General features: G+C 71.5%; 11 protein-coding genes and 1 pseudogene. 5 read left to right on the top strand and 7 right to left on the bottom strand.

Translation table 11 applies throughout. The annotated features are described in order from the left end of the window. Nucleotides 1-18: 18 nt before the first annotated feature. From B7C62_32465 to B7C62_32440, 6 genes are all read right to left on the bottom strand, one after another. On the bottom strand, nt 19-3,399 hold the full coding sequence (locus B7C62_32465; protein ARF76477.1) for a hypothetical protein: 3,381 nt from the start codon (nt 3,397-3,399) through the stop codon (nt 19-21). A gap of 109 nt (nt 3,400-3,508) precedes the next feature. Beyond that, entirely contained in the window at nt 3,509-5,104 is a 1,596-nt protein-coding gene (locus B7C62_32460; protein ARF76476.1) for a choline dehydrogenase, read from the bottom strand. Nucleotides 5,105-5,163: 59 nt separating this feature from the next. Beyond that, nucleotides 5,164-5,418, bottom strand: a complete 255-nt coding sequence (locus B7C62_32455; GenBank protein ID ARF76475.1) for a transcriptional regulator — start codon at nt 5,416-5,418, stop codon at nt 5,164-5,166. A 46-nt stretch (nt 5,419-5,464) separates the two neighbouring features. Then, a complete protein-coding gene (locus B7C62_32450) occupies nt 5,465-6,286 on the bottom strand; it encodes a hydroxylase (GenBank protein ARF76474.1) in 822 nt (273 codons plus the stop codon). Between the two features lie 241 nt (nt 6,287-6,527). Next, the gene (locus B7C62_32445) at nt 6,528-6,725 is read right to left on the bottom strand and encodes a DUF397 domain-containing protein (protein ARF76473.1); all 198 of its coding nucleotides are present in this window, start codon (nt 6,723-6,725) and stop codon (nt 6,528-6,530) included. After that, nucleotides 6,722-7,537, bottom strand: a complete 816-nt coding sequence (locus B7C62_32440; GenBank protein ID ARF76472.1) for a DNA-binding protein — start codon at nt 7,535-7,537, stop codon at nt 6,722-6,724. The genes B7C62_32445 and B7C62_32440 overlap by 4 nt, the downstream gene beginning before the upstream one ends. A gap of 397 nt (nt 7,538-7,934) precedes the next feature. Between B7C62_32440 and B7C62_32435 the strand changes: the two are divergent. From B7C62_32435 to B7C62_32425, 3 genes and pseudogenes are all read left to right on the top strand, one after another. Continuing rightward, nucleotides 7,935-8,881: pseudogene (locus tag B7C62_32435) on the top strand (hypothetical protein). Then, a complete protein-coding gene (locus B7C62_32430) occupies nt 8,866-10,026 on the top strand; it encodes a hypothetical protein (protein ARF76471.1) in 1,161 nt (386 codons plus the stop codon). Before B7C62_32435 ends, B7C62_32430 begins: the two are co-directional and overlap by 16 nt. Before the next feature lie 162 nt (nt 10,027-10,188). Further along, nucleotides 10,189-12,363, top strand: a complete 2,175-nt coding sequence (locus B7C62_32425) for a helicase SNF2 (protein ID ARF76470.1) — start codon at nt 10,189-10,191, stop codon at nt 12,361-12,363. 51 nt (nt 12,364-12,414) lie between these two features. Here B7C62_32425 and B7C62_32420 read toward each other — a convergent pair whose 3' ends face one another. Next, nucleotides 12,415-13,455 (bottom strand): copper oxidase, encoded by a 1,041-nt coding sequence (locus B7C62_32420; protein ID ARF76469.1) that lies wholly within the window; start codon nt 13,453-13,455, stop codon nt 12,415-12,417. Between the two features lie 282 nt (nt 13,456-13,737). Between B7C62_32420 and B7C62_32415 the strand changes: the two genes are divergently transcribed. Further along, nucleotides 13,738-16,188 (top strand): transcriptional regulator, encoded by a 2,451-nt coding sequence (locus tag B7C62_32415; protein ID ARF76468.1) that lies wholly within the window; start codon nt 13,738-13,740, stop codon nt 16,186-16,188. Further along, nucleotides 16,185-18,425, top strand: coding sequence for a glycosyl hydrolase (locus B7C62_32410; protein ID ARF76467.1), 2,241 nt, complete (start codon nt 16,185-16,187; stop codon nt 18,423-18,425). Before B7C62_32415 ends, B7C62_32410 begins: the two co-directional genes overlap by 4 nt. The last annotated feature ends 8 nt before the right edge of the window (nt 18,426-18,433 follow it).

Below are 18,433 nucleotides of genomic sequence, written 5' to 3'. Positions count from 1 at the left end.
CCGGTGGCGCGCGTCCTGTCACTCCGCCGCGGTGAACTGCGCGTACGCCACATCGCGCACATCGCCGCAGGGGTGCAGGCGGAGCATCCTCAGCTGCGTACGCCAGGGGCCGGGCCATTCGGTGCGCCGACCGCACGCCACTGTCAGCTCGGCGGCGAACAGCCCCTCCGTGAGACCGCCGGTCGCCGCCAGCCGGGCGACGACGTCGAGCAGCACCTCCGGATCACCGGTGTCGGCCCCGCGGGCGTGCTGGACCCGCTGCCCGACGGTACGGGCGGTGCGGGCGGCGAGCGCGGGGCGGTCCGTGTGCAGGGCGGCCAGCTCCACCAGGGCCGCGTGCAGCGCGTCGGCGTCCCGGCCCGCCAACTCCAGCGACTCCATGAGCAGGGACACCGCCTGCGGTACGAGGTCGCGGTGGCCCGCGAGGGTCCGCCCGGCCTCGGCGAGGACGGCCCCGCGTGAGGGGTCGGGCGGACCGGACCAGCGCGTCAGCGCGTCGGTCAGCCCCTGGAGGCGCTGCCGGGCGGGCCGGTCCCGCTCGGCTCCCGCGTCGTCCGCCGTCTCTCCCGTGGCCAGCAGGGTCAGCGCGCGCTTCAGCGCGTTGGCCGCCTGCTCACCGGCAGGGGCGGCCTCGGCCAGGGCGACGGCGGTGGAACGCCAGGTTCCGCGCCGGTCCATGTCGGTGAGCGCGTCGACCAGGACGGTGACGGCTCCGGGCGCCCAGGGCAGCCACCGGACCAGTGCCTGGTGGCCGAGGGAGACGACTTCGTCGTCGTCCGACGCGCAGACGCTCCGCACCAGCTTCGCGTAGCGCGGCCGGTGGCCGGGGTCCAGCTCGTTCGGGTGGGTCAGCAGGACGGCTTTGCGCAGCGCGCGTTCGCCCGTCGCCGCGTCCGCCAGCACTTCCCACATCCGCTCGTCGCCGAGCAGCTCCGTACCGGAGGCCACACAGGCGGCCCGTACATCGGGGTGCTGTTCCGGCTGTGCGTAGGCGTCGGCGAGGACGGCGGCGGCGTCGGGCAGCGGCAGCAGGGCCGCGGCCAGCCGGACCGTCTCCTTGCGGGAGGTCACCTTCCCCGCGCCGGGTGCCGTGCGCTCGGCGAGCAGCGCGCGGAGCCGCGAGGGGCGGGCGTGGGCGGCGGCCCGGCCCGCCGCGTACAGCGCGACGCGGGCCCGGTCGTCCCCGGCGTGGGCGAGCAGATCGGGCAGGGTGTCGGCGGGCCGGTCGGTGTGCGCGAGGGCGGCCAGCGCCGCTTCCGCGAGCACCACGTCGGGGGCGTCCGTCCAGGCCCGTACGGCGTCGGCGCCCCGCCCGGGGAGCCGGGCGAGCTGCCGGAGCGCCGCGCCGCGCGCGTACAGCGGGAGCTTCTCGTCCGCCACCGTCAGCTCCCACCGCATCTGTACGGCACGCTGCTGGCGCGGGACCCAGCAGGCCGCGGCGGAGTCCGTACCGACGCTCCACACCGTGCCGGAGGTAAGGAAGCGGCCCCACGGCGGAGTCCCCCAGAGGTACGCGTCGAGCAGATCGGTGCGCCGGGTGGTCAGGACCCGCTGGACGGCGGGCAGCGCGGCGGCGGAGGGGTCGCGGGTCAGCAGCCGCTCCACCCGGGCGTCCCGGTCCGCCGGAGACCGGAGCCAGAGCTCGACGGCGGTGCGGACGGTGGACTCGCCGCCGTAGCACACGGCCTGCCACAGCAGCTCCTGAAGGCCGGGCAGGGTGTCGGCGCGGCGCCCGAGGGCCCGGGCGAGGGCCAGCACCAGGTCGTAGTCGGAGCGTTCGGCGCCCGCCTCCAGCCAGGGCAGCAGCGCTTCGAGGACGGTGTGCTCCTGACCCCGGCGCAGGGTCCGGTCCAGTCGGCCGAGGTCGGCGCTGCCGCTGTTGCCGGAGATCCGGACCAGGGTGCGCAGCGCCCAGTTGAGCAGGGCGCGTTCCCCGGTGACCGCGTGTTCGCGCAGGACGGCCACGGCGAGCGAGCTGAGGGCGGAACGGCTCCCGGCGGAGGAGTCGCGGGCCTCCACCGCGTCGGCGGCGATGCGGTCGAGCAGCGGCTCCACGGCGTCGGTGAACAGGGCGGGCGGGACGGTGAGCAGGGCCCGCAGCGCGGCGGAGCGGACGGGGTCCTGTTCGTTGCGCAGCCGCAGCAGGTCCTCCAGCACGGTGGCCGCGGTGGCCGGGTCGCCGGAGCGCCCCGCGTTGCGGACGAGCAGCGACCAGGCGGTGGCCCGGTCGTCGGCGGCGGGTTCGCGGGTGGCCGCCAGGAGCCGTTCCCGTACCTCGCCGAAGGGCAGGTAGGACTCGGCGCGCAGAACGGTGGCGCGGTCGGCGCCCCGGGTCCGGGCGCGGTCGGCCAGGCGACGCGCGACGGACGCCACATGGTTACGGGACAACGCGTCCAGCAGGGCGGTGTCGACGACGACTTCGGCACCCTCCCCCCGGCCCGCCAGAACCGCTTCGTGGACGGCGGCGCGGCGGGCGGGCGGCAGGGCGAGGAGCAGCCGGGGCAGCAGGCGCGGGGTGTCGCGGGCCAGTTCGGCGACGGGGCCGTCGGGCAGCTCCCGCACCAGTCGGCGCAGCAGGGTACAGCTGAGCGCGCGGTCCGGCAGGGCGCAGGTGCCGGGGGTGTGGAGCAGCCGGGCGAACCGGGCGGGGTCGGCGGCGGCGAGGTGCCCGAGGCCGCCGAGGAGCGGGGTCGGGAGCCGGGCGGGGCCGTACCGCTCGAGGAGGTCGAGCACCCGGTGCGGGAGGGTCCTCGCCGCCGCGGCGATGCCCCGGTCGTAGCCGTACCAGTGCCCCCAGCCGTCGCGTTCGGCGGCGGGGAGGGCGGCCAGCTCGGCCGTCACCGCGTCGAGCAGCGGGCCGGGGTGGTGGTGGCCGAGCGAGGACCAGCCGTCCACCGAACGCAGCAGCCCGGGCAGGAGGTCCGCCACCACGGCGGCCGAGCACCCGGGCAGCAGCCGGGCCGCCTCGGTGTCGCCCCAGACCGTGCGGAGGGTGGTGATCAGCCGGTCGGCGAGTGCGGTGCGCCGGTCCAGGACGATCGCCCGGACGAGCTGCCGCCGTACGACGGCGGGCGCGTCGGCGAACGCCTCCTCGTACACGGAGTCCGGCACCCCGAGGCTCCGGGCCGCGCGCAGGGCATGACCGCGTACGATCCGGTCCTCGTCCGTGATGTGCGCCCCGATCCACTCGGCGTCCCGGCCGACGGCGGCGGCGACCACGGCGATCCGCCGCTCGTACGGGTCACCGCCGTCCAGCTCGTCGAGCACGGGACGCAGCACTCCCTGTTCCGCCAGCCGCCTTGCCCGTACGGCGAGTTCGCGCATGCGCCGCGGGTGCGAGAGGGGTTCGAGCGCATCGAGGAGGGCGGCGGCGAGGGCGAGGGGCTGTGCGTCGGTCATGGAGCGATTGTGCCGTGCCGGGAGCGACCTGCCCCAGGGGTTTACGGAGCCGGGGGCGGGCCGGGGCACGCCGGGCCCAGGAACCGGCGCACCGGCGCGGCCCTCCCGGCTACCGGGCCCCCGCCCCCACCCGGGCGTCCGCGCGGATGAGTTCGGCGGCGCGTTCCGCGAGGGCGACGGTCGGGGCGTGGGTGTGGCCGCGTGTGATCCCCGGCATCACCGACGCGTCCACGACCCGCAGCCCCGCCACCCCGCGCACCCGGAGCCGGGGGTCGGTCACCGCGTCCTCGTCCTCGCCCATCCGGCAGGTGCCGACCGGGTGGTACAGGGTCTCGGCCGCACCGCGGATCGCCCGGGCCAGCTCCGTATCGTCGACCACCCCGGGGTAGAAGCCCATGGGTTCCCCGGTGTGCGCGGCGAGTTGAGGCGAGGCGAGCAGGCTCTCCGCGCGGCGGACGCCCGCGATCAGGCGGCGGAGGTCGGAGGCGTCGGTGAGGTACCCCGGGTCGATCCGCACACCCTGGGAGTCGGGGGCGAGGGTGATGCGGCCGGTGCTCCCGGGCTGGAGAAGGATAACGCCGAGGGTGATGCCGTGCTCGGTGGGGGCGGCCAGTCCGTGGTTGATGAAGGGCGCCGGGGCGAAGATCAGCTCCAGGTCGGGCGCGGCCAGTTCCGGGGAGGAGCGGACGAACGCGACGGCCTCCCCGACGTTGGAGGTCAGCGGGCCGCGCCGGGCCAGGAGGTAGCGGGCGAGGTTGGCGGGGGTGTCGGCGCCGGTCAGGGTCACCGGCTGCGGGCAGCGCACGGTGAGAGCGAAGGACAGGTGGTCCTGGAGGTTGCGGCCGACGTCCGGAGAGGCGGCCCGCACCTCGATCCCCGCCGCCCGGAGCGCCTCGGGGTCACCGATGCCGGAGCGGAGCAGGAGGTGGGGCGAGCCGATCGCGCCCGCGCTGAGGACGACCTCGCGGCGGGCGGTGAGGCGGCCGGGGCGGGCGGTCCCGGTGTACACCCCGGTGACCCGGGGCCCGTCGAAAGCGAGGGAGCTGACCCGGGTACCGGTGAGGATGTGGAGGTTGGCCCGGCGGCCGGCCGGCTTCAGGTAGCCGTCGGCCGCGCTCCAGCGGCGGCCCCGGCGCTGGTTGAGCGGGGTGAGGGAACAGCCGCTGTGGTCGGGCACGTTGAGCTCGGGCAGATCAGGGAGGCCGTCGGCCCGGCAGGCGGCCAGGAAGGCCGCGCTCAGCGGGCTCGGGTCGCGGGGCGGTGAGATGAAGAGCGGCCCCCCGGTGCCGTGGGGGGTGCTCGCGCCCGTCGGCCCCGTCCACTGCTCCGCCCGCCGGAAGTACCGTACGAACGCGTCGTACGACCACTCCTCCCCCGCACTCCGCGCCCAGGCGTCGTAGTCGTCCCGGTGGCCGCGCACCCACATCATGGCGTTGATGGACGAGGACCCGCCGAGAGTGTGGCCGCGCGGCCAGTACAGCTCGCGGCCGTCCAGGCCCGGCTGGGCGACAGTGCGCAGATCCCAGTCGTACGGGGTCTTGAACAGCTTCGGGAAGGCGGCCGGAATACGGATCTCCGGCTTCCGGTCGGCCCCGCCGGACTCCACGAGCGCGACGCTGACCGTCGGGTCCTCGGAGAGCCGGGCGGCCAGAACGCAGCCCGCCGATCCGGCGCCGACAACGATGTAGTCGTACGCGGTGCTCATCGCGACTCCCCTGCCCGGTGGTGGATGACAGCGGGATTCTGGCATGTACGGGACGTGGATCAGCCCTGTTCGCGTTCTTTCCGGCGCAGCCGCTCGCGCTCCTTCTCGGAGAGCCCGCCCCAGACGCCGAACCGCTCGTCATTGGCGAGTGCGTACTCCAGGCAGGCCACGCGCCCCTCGCAGGCCCCGCAGAGCTGCTTGGCCTCGCGGGTGGAACTGCCGGGGGCCGGAAAGAAGAACTCGGGCCCGGCCTGGGCGCAGAGCGCGGTCTCCTGCCAGTCGAGCGCGTCCTCGGTGACTGTATTGATCAGCATGGGACCCACCGTGCCCGGCCGCGATAAACGACTGATCAACGATTCATCAATCGCCCGGCGCGCCGCCTTCCTCCCCCTGCCTCGGCTGGGGCTTCATGACCGCGAGGACCGCCCCGTACGGATCGGTGATGGTGGCCATCGTGCCGACGCCGGGCACCTCCATCGCCGGAAGCGACTCCGCGCCGCCGAGCCGCTTCGCGGCGTCCACCGTGGCCTCCACGTCGTCCACCGCGAAGTACGGCAGCCAGTGGGTGCCGCGCGCGGCCTCGGCCGGGACGTCGCTCATCGTGACCAGACCGCCGAACGACAGCTCCGGGCCGGTCCCCGCGGGGTGGACCGTGGTGTAGACGTACTGGGTGCCCTCCACGATCAACGGGTTGGTCCGCCAGCCGAAGACATCGGCGAAGAACACGGCCGCCGCCGGGACGTCAGGGGTGTACAGCTCGACCCACAGGAGCGAGCCCGGCTCCTGGATCACACCGAGCCCGGGATTCTTCCGGGGCTGCCAGACGCCGAAATACGCCCCGGCCGGGTCGGCGAAGCCGCCCATCCGCCCGTAGTCGAGCACGTCCATCGGCGAGAACGCGGCGCGCCCGCCCGACCGGGTCACCAGCTGGGCGGTGGCGTTGATGTCGGGCGACTGGAAGTAGATCGACCAGGCGCTGGCGGCCTGCTCCTCGGGGACCGTCATGACCCCGGCGACGGTGTGGCCGCCCAGGGTGTACATCCCGTACCCCCCGACCTCGGGCCCGCCGGGAACGTGCTCCCAGCCGAAAAGGCCCCCGTAGAAGGCGGTGGTCCCGTCCAGGTCGGGCGTGCCGAGATCGACCCAGTTGGGCGCTCCGTCGGGGAAGGCGGGGTTGCGCATGGCGTGGCTCCTTCAGCGAATCCCGGGGCGCCGACGTACGGCGGTGCGAGGCTGTTCCCTGCCTCTCCGAGTCTCGCACCGGCCACTGACAACCGCAGTCCGCGAAGGGCCGTCCGGGCTGCGGGGCCGTGACGCCGAGGTGCGGGGCCTGCGGGGATCGCGGCGGCCTGTTCCGTGGCCGGGAACCGAAGAAACCTCCCCCCGGCTCAGGCCGGGGGGAGGTTTCGGGTGTCTTCTGGGCTCAGATCTCGGGGTGACTGACGTACGCGACGAACGCACCCCACGCGGCAGCCGGAACCCGCACCTCGGGAAGGCTGATGTCCTTGCTGTCACGGGCACGGACCACACCAGGAAGGCTCGCGTCCATGACCTTCACCTCGACACAGTTGTCGTTGGTGCCGCTGTACGAGCTGATGTGCCAATCAGACTGCCGTGTCATCGCTGGTGCTTCCTTCGTGCGTCCCTCATGACCTGTGCGGACGCGTCGAGGTCCAACGCGCCAGCCTGGACGTGATCGTAGATCCTCTGGAGCCTATCGACGTCGCTGGGCTCCTGGTAGTAGGTGCCTGTGCTGAACCCCTCGGCGTAGGCGGTTCGCGTACCGTCCCGGAGCGTCAGCAGACTGATCGAGCCCGGCACTGCGGGCTGGTCGATCGGGAGCACCTGGATGTTGATGCACGGGCGTTCGCCCATCTCCAGCAGGTGATCGATCTGCCGGGCCATGATCTCGGAACTGCCACGGCCCTGGTAGAGAATGGGCTCGGCCAGGACGACCCACAGCCACGGCGGATTCTTCCGGCCGAAGACCTCCTGCCTCTCGGCCCGTCGGACCACGGAGTCCTCCAAGCCTTCGGGATCGTCCGTGAAGTCCAGCGCCATCAACGCCCGTGCGTAGTCGGCGGTCTGGAGCAGCCCCGGAACTCCGGGCGAGAACTCATGTATCGACCGGGCACCGGCCTGGTCGCGCAGGAACCGCTGAGCGTAGTTCTTGAACGCCTCGGATTTGATGAGCATCTGAAGCTCCAGCAGGGCGCCGTCCACGCCGAACACCTGCTCAAGCTTCACCGTGAGGTCCCGCCCCGGCGGGTCGTTCGCGGTCTCGATCGAGCTGATCCGCCCCGGGCTGACGAACACCTTCGCCGCCAGGTCGGTGATCTCCCAGCCCTGGGCCAGTCTGAGCTTGCGGATTTTCGACCCGAGCAGGTCTTCCACGCTCTTCTCGGGCGTCAGCTCCTTCGGTGGCCTCGCCATGTGCGCGACTCCACTTTTCCGCGTTACGGACTCGAAGCTATTACCCCTGGTGATCGTACGGCTACGCGGCCAACCTGGTTGCTGAACGACGAAGTTCACCCCTTCGAGAGGACTCCATGAACATCATCGTGCCACTGCCCCTGGGCAGGCCGGTGCCGGTCGCGCTTCGCCCGGCACCCGTCCGCCCCTATGCGCTGCAAGGAGCGCGTTTCACGCCCGTCGACCTGTCCGTGCCGCGTAGGGAGACGCGCGTGTACAACCGGGTGACCCAGACCGCGACCATGGTGGACGGCACGCCGCTGATCACCATGGCCATGAGCCGGAAGACGACGGCCCCGGACGGCGGCCCGACCACCCCGCCGTCGCAGGGTGAGGGCAGCGACCAGGGGGCCATCGCGTGACGGTCCTGATCGTGGACAACCCGTTCGAGGCCGGCACCGACCTGATCGTCAGCGAGCTGGCCTCGGCGGGGGTCCCCATGTTCCGTATGGACCTGGCCGAGTTCCCGTCCGAGCTGAACTTCCGCGCCACGTTCACCCAGTGGAACTGGGAGGGTGTTCTCACCCAGGGGGAGCGGACCGTCGACCTGACCGCCATCCAGGCCGTGTACTGGAACCGGCCGGACGGGTTCAGATTCTCGGGGCTGTCCGCATCGGACGAGCAGTACGCCCAAGGCGCCGCCAGCATCGGTTTCGGCGGCATCCTGACGAGCCTGGACGTTCCGTATCTCAACCATCCGGCCAAGGCGTCGGCCGCCGAGTTCAAGCCGCGTCAGCTCCAAGTGGCGCGCGCGGCGGGTCTGTCGGTCCCCCACACTCTGGTGACCACGGAGGCGGACGCGGTGCGGCGGTTCTCGCGCATGGTCAACGGCTCGGTCGTCACCAAGGCACTGGGTGTACCTGTCGTGGCCCATGCGGGCGGGTACGAGGCCCTCTACACCAGGGAACCGGACCTTGACGCCCTCCAGGGAGTCGAGTTGACGGCTCACCTCTTCCAGGAGCGGATCGAGAAGGACTTCGAGGTCCGGGCCGTCTTCATCGGGGACGAGTGCTTCTGCGTCCGTATCGACGCAGCGAGCGATCAGGCCCGTATCGACTGGCGCTCGGACTGCAACTCATCGAGCTCACCCCCATCGAGACACCGAAGGAGGTGCTCCAGTCGTTGCGGCGGTACGGGGCCGTGATGGATCTGGCTTATTTCGCGGCGGACTTCATCGTGCAGCCTTCGGGGAGGTGGCTGTTCCTGGGGGCCGACCCGTCCGGGCAGTGGGCCTGGGCCGACTCCCCCGACCTGCCGGTGGCGAAGGCCATCGCCACTGTTCTGGAGGAATGGTGCGAACTCTGAACCGGGGCCCTGGGGCGCGCTCCTTGGCGGTCTCCCTGTGGGCGTCCGGGGACATCGCCTCGCGGTCCGTGTACGAGGCCGTGGCCTCGACTCCCCGGCATGTCTTCGTCCCGGCGTACTTCCAACAGCGCGGCGGCTCGCCGACGCTGTGGCAGCGGCGCACGGAGGAGGACGGTGCGCGGTGGCTGGAGCCGATCTACGCGAACACCTCCCTGGTCACGGAGTTGGGGTCGGCCGAGGCTGCGGACGGCGGTTGGCACGGTGTGCCCATCTCGTCCAGTACGCAGCCGAGCCTCACGGTGCGGATGCTCGAAGGTCTCGGCATCGAACCCGAGGACGACGTTCTGGACGCGGGGCTGGGCACCGGCTACCAGGCCGCGCTGATCCTGAAGCTGGTGGCCGGGCCCGACCGGCTCACCGCGTGCGACATCAGCGGTACGGGCGCCGCAAGGGATCGCTTGGAGGCCCTGGGCCACCACCCCTGGATCATCGAGGCCGATGCCACCTCGTGGCGGTGGCAGCGACAGTTCGACAAGATGATCTTTTCCTTCGGGCTGCCGTACGTCACCGACTCCATCCGTACGGCGCTCGCCCCGGGCGGCAGGCTCATCGCCAACGTGTTCGGCCCGATGAGCGCCGCTCTCGTACTTCTGGAAGCCCATGCGACCGGCGCCCTCTCCGGCCGCTTCACGGAGGACGGCGGGGCCTTCATGCCCGCCGGACGGGAGGCCGGGTCCGTGCGGCCCCTACCGGCAGATCTCGATGAGCGCTCCGAGGGGATCTCGGGCATCCCCATCGAGGACTTCGACAACCCCCACCTGGCATTCCTCCTCTCCACGAGGCTGCCCGGCCTGAGCCTCCAGCACGGCATGGAGGAGGGCGGGCCGATGCGCCGCCTGGTCCTGCCGGACGGCCGGTGGGGCGAGGTCACATACCACGAGGAGGGAGGCGCCAAGGGCTGGGGCGTCTACCAGGATCACGGCCGGGGCTTCTGGGAAACCGTCGAGCAGACGTGGTCCTGGTGGATCGCGCACGCGAGGCCGACGTGGGACCGCTTCGGCCTCACCGTGGCCCCGGACGGGGAGCACACGCTCTGGTACCGGACCCCGGACGGTGACTCCTGGAGGGTGCCGACCCGCCCGTGACTCCTTGACTCCTCGAAGGTGCCGACCGCCTGCCGAAGCGGGACGGCGCCCGGGGCTGTCAGTGGGCCGTGGGACGATGACCGTACGCGGGGAAGAGGACTTCCCCCGGCGGCGTACGGCAACAAGAACCACTTCCCATGGCGGCGAGACGCGAGACCGACGATGACGGACACCGGGGCGAAGGCCCGCCCTTCGGCCACCGGCCGTGCCGCCCGCGAGCTGCTCGCGGAGGCACAGGCGCTGCTCGGCAGGGCGGCCGCCGTACGGGAGGACCATGCCCGTGCCGTCGAGGCCGTACGGGATGTCCTCGACCCGCTCCTGTCCTCCCTGGTCGCGGAGGAGCTCACCGCCATTCCCGTCTCCCGGCTCAAGGACGTCACCGAGGGCCGGCTCCGCCTCACCGCCCTCGAACAGGCCGGGTTCACCACCGTCGGGCAGGTCCACGGCACCGCCCGCTACGAGCTGCGGCTCATTCCCGGCGTCGGGGCGCACACCGCCGACCAGGCGCTGGCGGCGGCCGGGCAGATCGCCGACGCGGTGCGGGAGACCGTCTCCGTACGGATCGACATGGACGCCCCGGACGACACCACGACCGCGCTGGTCGTCGCCCTGAACCGGCTCGTGGAGGCGGGTCCCGACGCGCGGCGGGCGGTGGAGGCGGCACAGCGGCTGGCCGAGCGGCTCGATCCGCTGGTGGCCGCCGCCGCACCGGCCGGGAGTCGCCTGCGGATGCTGTTCAGCGGCAAGGAGGCGCGGGGGCGGGCGGTCGACGCCGTGGCCGGGGTGCGTACAGCCCTCGCGGAGGCGGCGGAGCATGAGCTGCCCATGCTCTTCGGGCAGGTCTCCGTGGATCTGCTGCGGGCGCCGGAGCAGGCGCCCGGGGCGTGGGTGGACTTCGAGCTGCGGTCCGCCGAGTACTACAGCCTGCTCGCCGAGCTGTCGGGCAGCGGCCCGGACCGGGACGCCGCCGAGGGGTTCCTGCCCGCCGGGATCGCGGACCGGGTGCGGGCGCTCCGGCTGGACGACGCGCGGCTGCGGGTCTCCCTGCGCGGCTACCAGTCGTTCGGTGCGCGGTTCGCGCTGGCACAGAAGCGGGTGATCATCGGGGACGAGATGGGGCTCGGCAAGACCGTGCAGGCCATCGCCGCCCTCGCCCATCTCGCCGCGCGGGGCGAGACCCATTTCCTCGTGGTGTGCCCGGCGAGCGTGCTGATCAACTGGGACCGGGAGGTCCGGGCCCGCTCCACCCTGCGCCCGCTGCCGGTGCACGGGCCGGAGCGGCTGGAGGTGTTCGCGGAGTGGGTGGCGAAGGGTGGGGTCGCCCTCACCACGTTCGACGCCTTGCGGACGCTCCCCGAGGCCGGGACCGCCCTGTCGATGCTCGTCGTGGACGAGGCCCACTTCGTGAAGAACCCCGCCACCCGGCGGGCCCAGGCGGTCGCCGGGTGGGCGGAGCGGGCCGAGCACGTCCTGTTCCTCACCGGGACGCCGATGGAGAACCGGGTGGAGGAGTTCCGGAGCCTCGTCCGCCAACTCCGCCCGGAACTGGCCGATGTGGTGAGTACGACGCATGGCGCCGCCGGTTCGCAAGCGTTCCGCCGGGCCGTCGCCCCCGCCTATCTGCGCCGCAACCAGGTGGACGTCCTCGCCGAACTCCCGGCGCTGGTGCACGTGGACGAGTGGGAGGAGTTCAGCGCCGGGGACCTGGTGGCGTACCGGGAAGCGGTGGCATCCGGGCAGTTCATGCGGATGCGCCGGGCCGCGTACGCCGACCCCGCCGCATCCGCCAAGCTGGAGCGGCTGCGCGAACTCGTCGAGGAGGCACGGGACAACGGGCTGAAGGTCGTCATCTTCTCCTACTTCCGCGAGGTGCTCGCCACCGTCGGCGACGCGCTGGGGCCGGACGTGTTCGGGCCGATCTCGGGAAGTCTCCCCGCCGCCCGGCGGCAGGAGCTGGTCGACGCCTTCTCCGCGACCGACGGGCACGCGGTGCTGCTGAGCCAGATCCAGGCCGGGGGCACCGGGCTGAACATGCAGGCCGCGTCGGTGGTCGTCCTGTGCGAACCGCAGATCAAGCCGACGCTGGAACACCAGGCCGTCGCCCGCGCCCACCGGATGGGCCAGGTCCGCACGGTCCAGGTGCACCGGCTGCTGGCGGCGGACAGCGTGGACCAGCGCATGGTGGAGCTGCTCGCCCGCAAGGACCGGCTGTTCGACGCGTACGCCCGGCGCAGCGATCTCGCGGAGGCCGCGCCGGACGCCGTGGACGTGTCGGACGGCGACCTGGCCCGGCGGATCGTGGAGGAGGAGCAGCAGCGGCTGGGCCGCCCGGAGTGACCGGAGTGGCCGTCCCGCTCGCAGTGACCGGACGCCGGACCCGGCACCCGGTCAGTGCTGGTGCTCCGCCGCTCCCTTGTCCTCGGGGGCCTTGTTCTCGGCGGCCTTGGGGGCCTTCTTCTCGGCCCCGCCCGCCGCATGGTGCGGTTCGTACCCCGGGATCGTGCCGTCGGGCTTCTTGATCAGCAGCAGTCCGGCCATCCCCATGTCGGAGTGGCTCTGTACGTGGCAGTGGTACATCCACGCCCCCGCGCCCACCCGTTCGCCCGCGATGATCTGGAGGCCGAAGGAGTCGGCGGGGCCGCAGATCTTGTTGTCGATGACCCGGCTCGGATCGTCGGGGCCGGTGAGGATGCCGGTCCGGTTGTCCGCCCAGCGGTGACCGTGGATGTGGAAGGTGTGGTAATACTCGCCGTGCGTGATCATCACGAATTCGAGCCGGTCCCCCACCGTGGCCTCGAAGTTGACGCTGTTGTGGGCGGTCTTGTTGTTGATCATCATGTCGTTGAAGACGACCGTGCACGTCTGGTCCGGCAGCGGGTCGCCCTTCCTGCGCACCACGAGCGGCCCGTACAGCCCCTTGCGGATACCGCCCGTGCCGTGGTCCGTGCCGACGACGTGGTCGTGGTAGTGCCAGTAGCCCGCGCTGCCGGGCTCGTACGTACCGTCCTTGCGGCGGCCGGGGGCGTGGGTGCGCCAGGTGTACGTACGGGTGCCCCCGGCCTCGACGTGGCTCCTGTTCATCCGGGTGCCGTCGTTGGCGATGTCGTAGTCGACGCCGTGGACATGGAGGCTGACGTCGCCGTCGGTGAGGTTCTCGAAGTCGATGTGCAGGGTGTCGCCCTCGTTCAGCTCGATGAGGGGGCCGGGGATCGACGCCTTGCCCTTCTCGAAGCCGTAGCCCAGCTCCCCGTTCGGCAGCTTCTCGGCGTACATCCTGATGCGGCGCACCACTCCCCCGGCCGGGGCCGTGCGCGGCGGGTTCTCCGCCGAACTGGCCTCCACCGCACCGAGTGACAACGATGTCACACCGGTCGCCGCCGCAGCCGCTCCGCCGACCAGCATCCGTCGGCTGAAAGTCCTTCGGTCCATGTCGAACTCCCCACTGCGATAAGGAAACCGGCGGAGCCGGAAGGGGCGTCGGTGCTCCCCGGAACGGGCCACACCGTAGCCGGGGGCCGAGCGTTTATCCACACTCAGGACAAAGTTCGTGCGATTGCCGCCATAGGTATTGGCGGGCCGCGAAAAGAGGTCTAGCTTCATGCGCTGTCGCAGTCAACGCTCCAGTGACCACAGAAGGGTTGGGTGACCCACGTGCAAGGCGCATCGCATCACCGGTCCAGATCACGACGCCGACGCGGACTCGCGGCGGCCGTGGCGGCCGGCGCACTGACCGTGTCCTTGCTGGGCGGCGGCGCCCCCGCCAGCGCGGGCACCTCACCGGACCGGGACCTGGTCGAGAAGATGGCGACAACGTTGTCTCTCCCGTCCCCGCCCGGCGCGAAGAACCAGGTGAAGGTGCTGGTCTTCCATGCGTCGGCCGGTGACGAGGCACCGTACACGGATGCCGGGATCGCGGCGATCGAGCGGATCGGGCAGACCGGTCCGGAGGCCGGGCGGTTCACCACCGTGGCCACCGCCAACCCGAACGTCTTCACCAACGGCAAGCGGCTCGGCTCCTTCCACGCGGTCGTCTTCCTCACGGGCGGCGGCGATGTCCTCGACCCGGAGCAGGAAGCGGGCCTGGAGGCGTACATGGAGGCGGGCGGCGGCTTCCTCGGCATCCATGACGCGGCGCGCACCGAGCCGTACTCGGACTGGTTCACCGGTCTGATCGGCGCCCGCCCTGCGACCAACAGCCCAACTGCCGTACAGCGGGCGACCGTCGAGGTCGGGGACCGGGTGCACCCGGCGACCAAGAACCTGCCGCTGGAGTGGAAGCGCCCCGACAAGTGGCTGAACTGGACGAAGAACCCGTCCGGGGAGGTCCACACCGTGGCGCGCGTCCGGGAGCTGACGTACCGGCCGGGCGCGAGCGCCAACGGCTGGGACCACCCGGTCTCCTGGTGCCGCGACTACGACGGCGGACGGTCCTTCTACACGGCGATGGGCGGTACGGCGGACAGCTTCGCCGAGACCGACTTCCGCGACCATCTGCGCGGCGCGCTCGCCTGGACCAACCGGACCTCGCAGGCCGACTGCAAGGCGACGATCACCGCCAACTACACCGCCGAGCGCCTCACCCAGCCCAACCAGCCGGGGCAGAACGACCAGATCGGTGAGCCGCACGGGCTGGTCACCGCGCCGGACGGCAAGGTCTTCTACATCGGGCGCGGGGGCGCCGACAGCTCGCAGCCGGTCGTCACGGACTGGAACAACCCGGACATCGGCAAGGGCAAGGGCCAGATCCACGTCTACGACCCGCAGACGAAGAAGGTCACCCTCGCCGGGGCCCTGGACGTCTTCGGCAACAAGGGCGGCGGCGACGAACTGACCAAGAACGAGGAGGGGTTGCTCGGGATCGAACTGGACCCGGACTTCGCCTCCAACGGCTGGGTCTATCTCCACTACACCCCGCACGCGAAGATCGACCGGGACAAGCACATGGCGGTCCGTCAGGTGTCGCGCTTCACCTACGACTCGGCGTCCGGGAAGCTGGACCTCGCCTCGGAGAAGGTGCTGCTCGGCTGGCCGGTGCAGATCCACAGCTGCTGCCACGCGGGCGGCGGTATGGCGTGGGACTCGAAGGGCAACCTCTACATCGCGACCGGTGACACCAACTCCTCCGGTTTCAGCAGTGGTTACTCCGGCAACAACCCGGAGCCGAACTTCAAGGGCGTCTCCTTCGCCGACGCCCGCCGCACCTCGGGCAACACCAACAACCTCAACGGCAAGATCCTGCGTATCCATCCCGAGGACGACGGCACCTACACCCTCCCCTCCGGCAACCTCTTCACCGGCGAGGAGCCGGACGAGGGCGGCGGGAAGACCCGGGGCGAGATCTATGTGATGGGCGTACGGAACCCGGCCCGGATCTCGGTCGACCCCGCCACCGACACGCTGTACGCGGGCTGGGTCGGCCCCGACGCGGGCCAGGCGTCCACCACCTGGGGCCCGGCGAAGTACGACACGTTCGCCGCGATCACCAAGGCGGGCAACCACGGCTGGCCGTTCTGCATGGGCAACAACCAGCCCTACCGGGACCGCAATCTGCCCGATCCGAGCAAGCCGCTGGGCTGGTACGACTGCAACGCACCCAAGAACGAGTCGCCGCACAACGACGGGCTGGTCAAGCTTCCCCCGGCGACCCCCAACACCATCTGGTACTCCCCGCAGGGCGGCGGGGTCGACTACCCGCGTGACGCCAACGGCGTCCCCAGCTACAAGCCGGAGGAGCAGAAGGAGTTGCTGCCCTGGCTCAAGGGCGGCGGCCAGGCGACCATGAACGGCCCGGTCTACCGCTACGACGCGCAGAGCGGGTCGGCGGCGAAGTGGCCCGCGTACTGGGACGGCAAGTGGTTCGTCGGTGACTTCTACGACGACACCCAGCCGCGCCACGCGGTGATCACCGACCCGAAGACGGCCGGGAAGGGCGGACTGCCCGTGCACGCCGAGTCGTTGAAGAAGATCATCCCGGTCGGCAACGACGGCATCCGCAATCTCATGGACTGGAGATTCGCGCTGGACGGTTCGCTGTACGTCCTGGACTACGGGCGCGGCTTCTTCACCTCCGACGCCAAGTCCGCTCTGTGGCGCGTCACTTACAAGGGCGGCGGGGCGACTCCGGCCGTCGAGGATCTGGTCGGAAAGGCGGCGGCACAGTGAGACACCCCCTGCTCCCCGGACGGCGGCGGCACCGGCCGCCGAGTCTCTGGGTGGCCCTGCTGGCCTCCCTGCTCATGGTCCTCGGGCTGACGTCCACGGCCGCGTACGGCAAGGGCGGCGACCGGCCCGCCCCCCGAGCCGCCGACCAGGTCCTGACCTGGACGGCGGGCGACCCGATCGACCGCTATCTGACCGCGCCGGAGACGGCGGTGGCGGGCAGGGCGACCATCGTCTTCGAGAACAGCACGGCGACCGGCAACACCACGAGCATGCCGCACACGCTGACGTTCAGCGTCTCGGACCCGGAGCACAACAACGACGTCCAGGTGAACATCCTGGCCAACCCCGGTGACTCGGAGGGCGGCAGGCACAGCGTGGAGGTCACGCTGACGCCGGGCACGTACCTCTACTACTGCACGATCCCCGGCCACGGCGAGATGAAGGGCGTCCTGACCGTCACCGAGGGCGGCGGCGGGGAGGACACCGAGGCTCCCACGACCTCGGCGAAGGTCGACGGCGATCAGAACGGTGACGGCGCGTACCTGGGTCAGGCGACCGTCACCGTCTCGGCGACCGATACGGGCTCCGGCGTCGACACCGTCGAGTACGCCCTCGGGGCGGACGGTGAGTGGCAGCCGTACACCGCGCCCGTCGTGGTGAGCGAGGTCGGGGACCATACGGTCCGCTACCGGGCCACCGACAAGGCGGGCAACACGGCCGAGGAGAAGTCCGTCGACTTCTCGGTGGCGGCACCGCCCACCGACGACGAGACACCACCGGAGACCTCGGCGACCGTATCGGGCGAACAGGACGACGACGGAGCGTACTTGGGCATGGCCACGGTCACCGTGACCGCGTCCGACACGGGGTCCGGCGTCAACACCATCGAGTACGCGATCGGCGCGGCCGGTGAGTGGCAGCCGTACACCGCCCCCGTGATGGTCCACGAGCTCGGCGAGCACACCGTCCGCTACCGGGCCACCGACCGGTCGGGGAACGTGGCGGAGGAGAAGTCCGTCCAGTTCACCGTCATCGAGCCGCCGTCGCAGGACAAGACGGCTCCGGAGACCTCGGTGAAGGTCGAGGGGAGCAAGAACTCCGACGGCGCGTTCATCACCAGCGCCAAGGCCACCGTCACCGCGACCGACGACGACTCGGGCGTGGACAAGGTGGAGTACTCGCTCGACGGCGGACCGTACCTCGCCTACACCGCCCCCGTGATCGTCGACCGGGTCGGCCACCACACGTTCGCGCACCGGGCGACGGACAAGGCGGGCAACACCTCCGAGGCGAAGCGGGTGTCGTTCACCGTCGCCCAGGGCGGCGGGGTCCCGGCGCCCAACTGCGCGGAGTTCGACGAGCGGCACACCGTCTTCGTCGGCACGGTCGACACGGGCGTCCCGAACCGGATCACCCGTAACCGCTGCACGATCAACGAGCTGATCGAGGACGAGAAGGACTGGTCCTCGCACGCGCTGTTCCTCAAGCACGTGAAGTCGGTCCTCGACACGCTCAAGGCCGACGGCGTCATCGACCAGCGCGAACGCAAGGCGATCAACCAGGCCGCCAAGCAGTCGGGCATCGGGACACCGGGCCAGTCCGAGGGGTACACCAAGCTCTTCGACGGTACGGCGGCCTCGCTCGCCAAGTGGCAGCACGTGGGCGGCGGCGCGTTCGGGCTGAACGAGGAGGAGGGCTCCATCACCAGCTCCACCACGGTGGGCGGCATGGGCATGCTCTGGTTCCCGACCCGGGCGTACGGCGACTTCTCGCTGAAGCTCCAGTGGCGCGACGACGCCCCGGGCTCCGGCAACGCCAACGGCGGGGTCTTCGTCCGCTTCCCGAAGGTCCACGACCACCCGGAGGAGTCGCGTCCGGAGTGGGTCGCCATCAAGTACGGCCATGAGATCCAGGTCAATGACCGGCCGGACGGCGACATGTACAAGACCGGGTCCGTCTACGGCTTCGACCGGGTCGGGCTCGGCGGCGCCGGGGTCACGCCCAAGGGCACCTGGAACGACTACGAGATCAAGGTGGTGGACCAGCACTACGAGATCTACCGCAACGGTGTCCTGATCAACGAGTTCGACAACACCCGGGGCCAGCTCTTCGAGCCGCCGCGCGGTGACGACCCGGGCACCGACGGCCGGCGGTTCGCCTCCGGTTACATCGGCCTCCAGGTCCACGGGGTCACGGACGTCATCTCGTACCGCGACATCCGGATCAAGGAGCTGTAAGCCGTACG

This window comes from Kitasatospora albolonga, assembly GCA_002082585.1.
Taxonomy (GTDB): Bacteria; Actinomycetota; Actinomycetes; order Streptomycetales; family Streptomycetaceae; genus Streptomyces; species Streptomyces stephensoniae.
The sequence above is the reverse complement of the archived record's forward strand: the minus strand, read 5'-3'. Positions and strand labels throughout refer to the sequence as shown.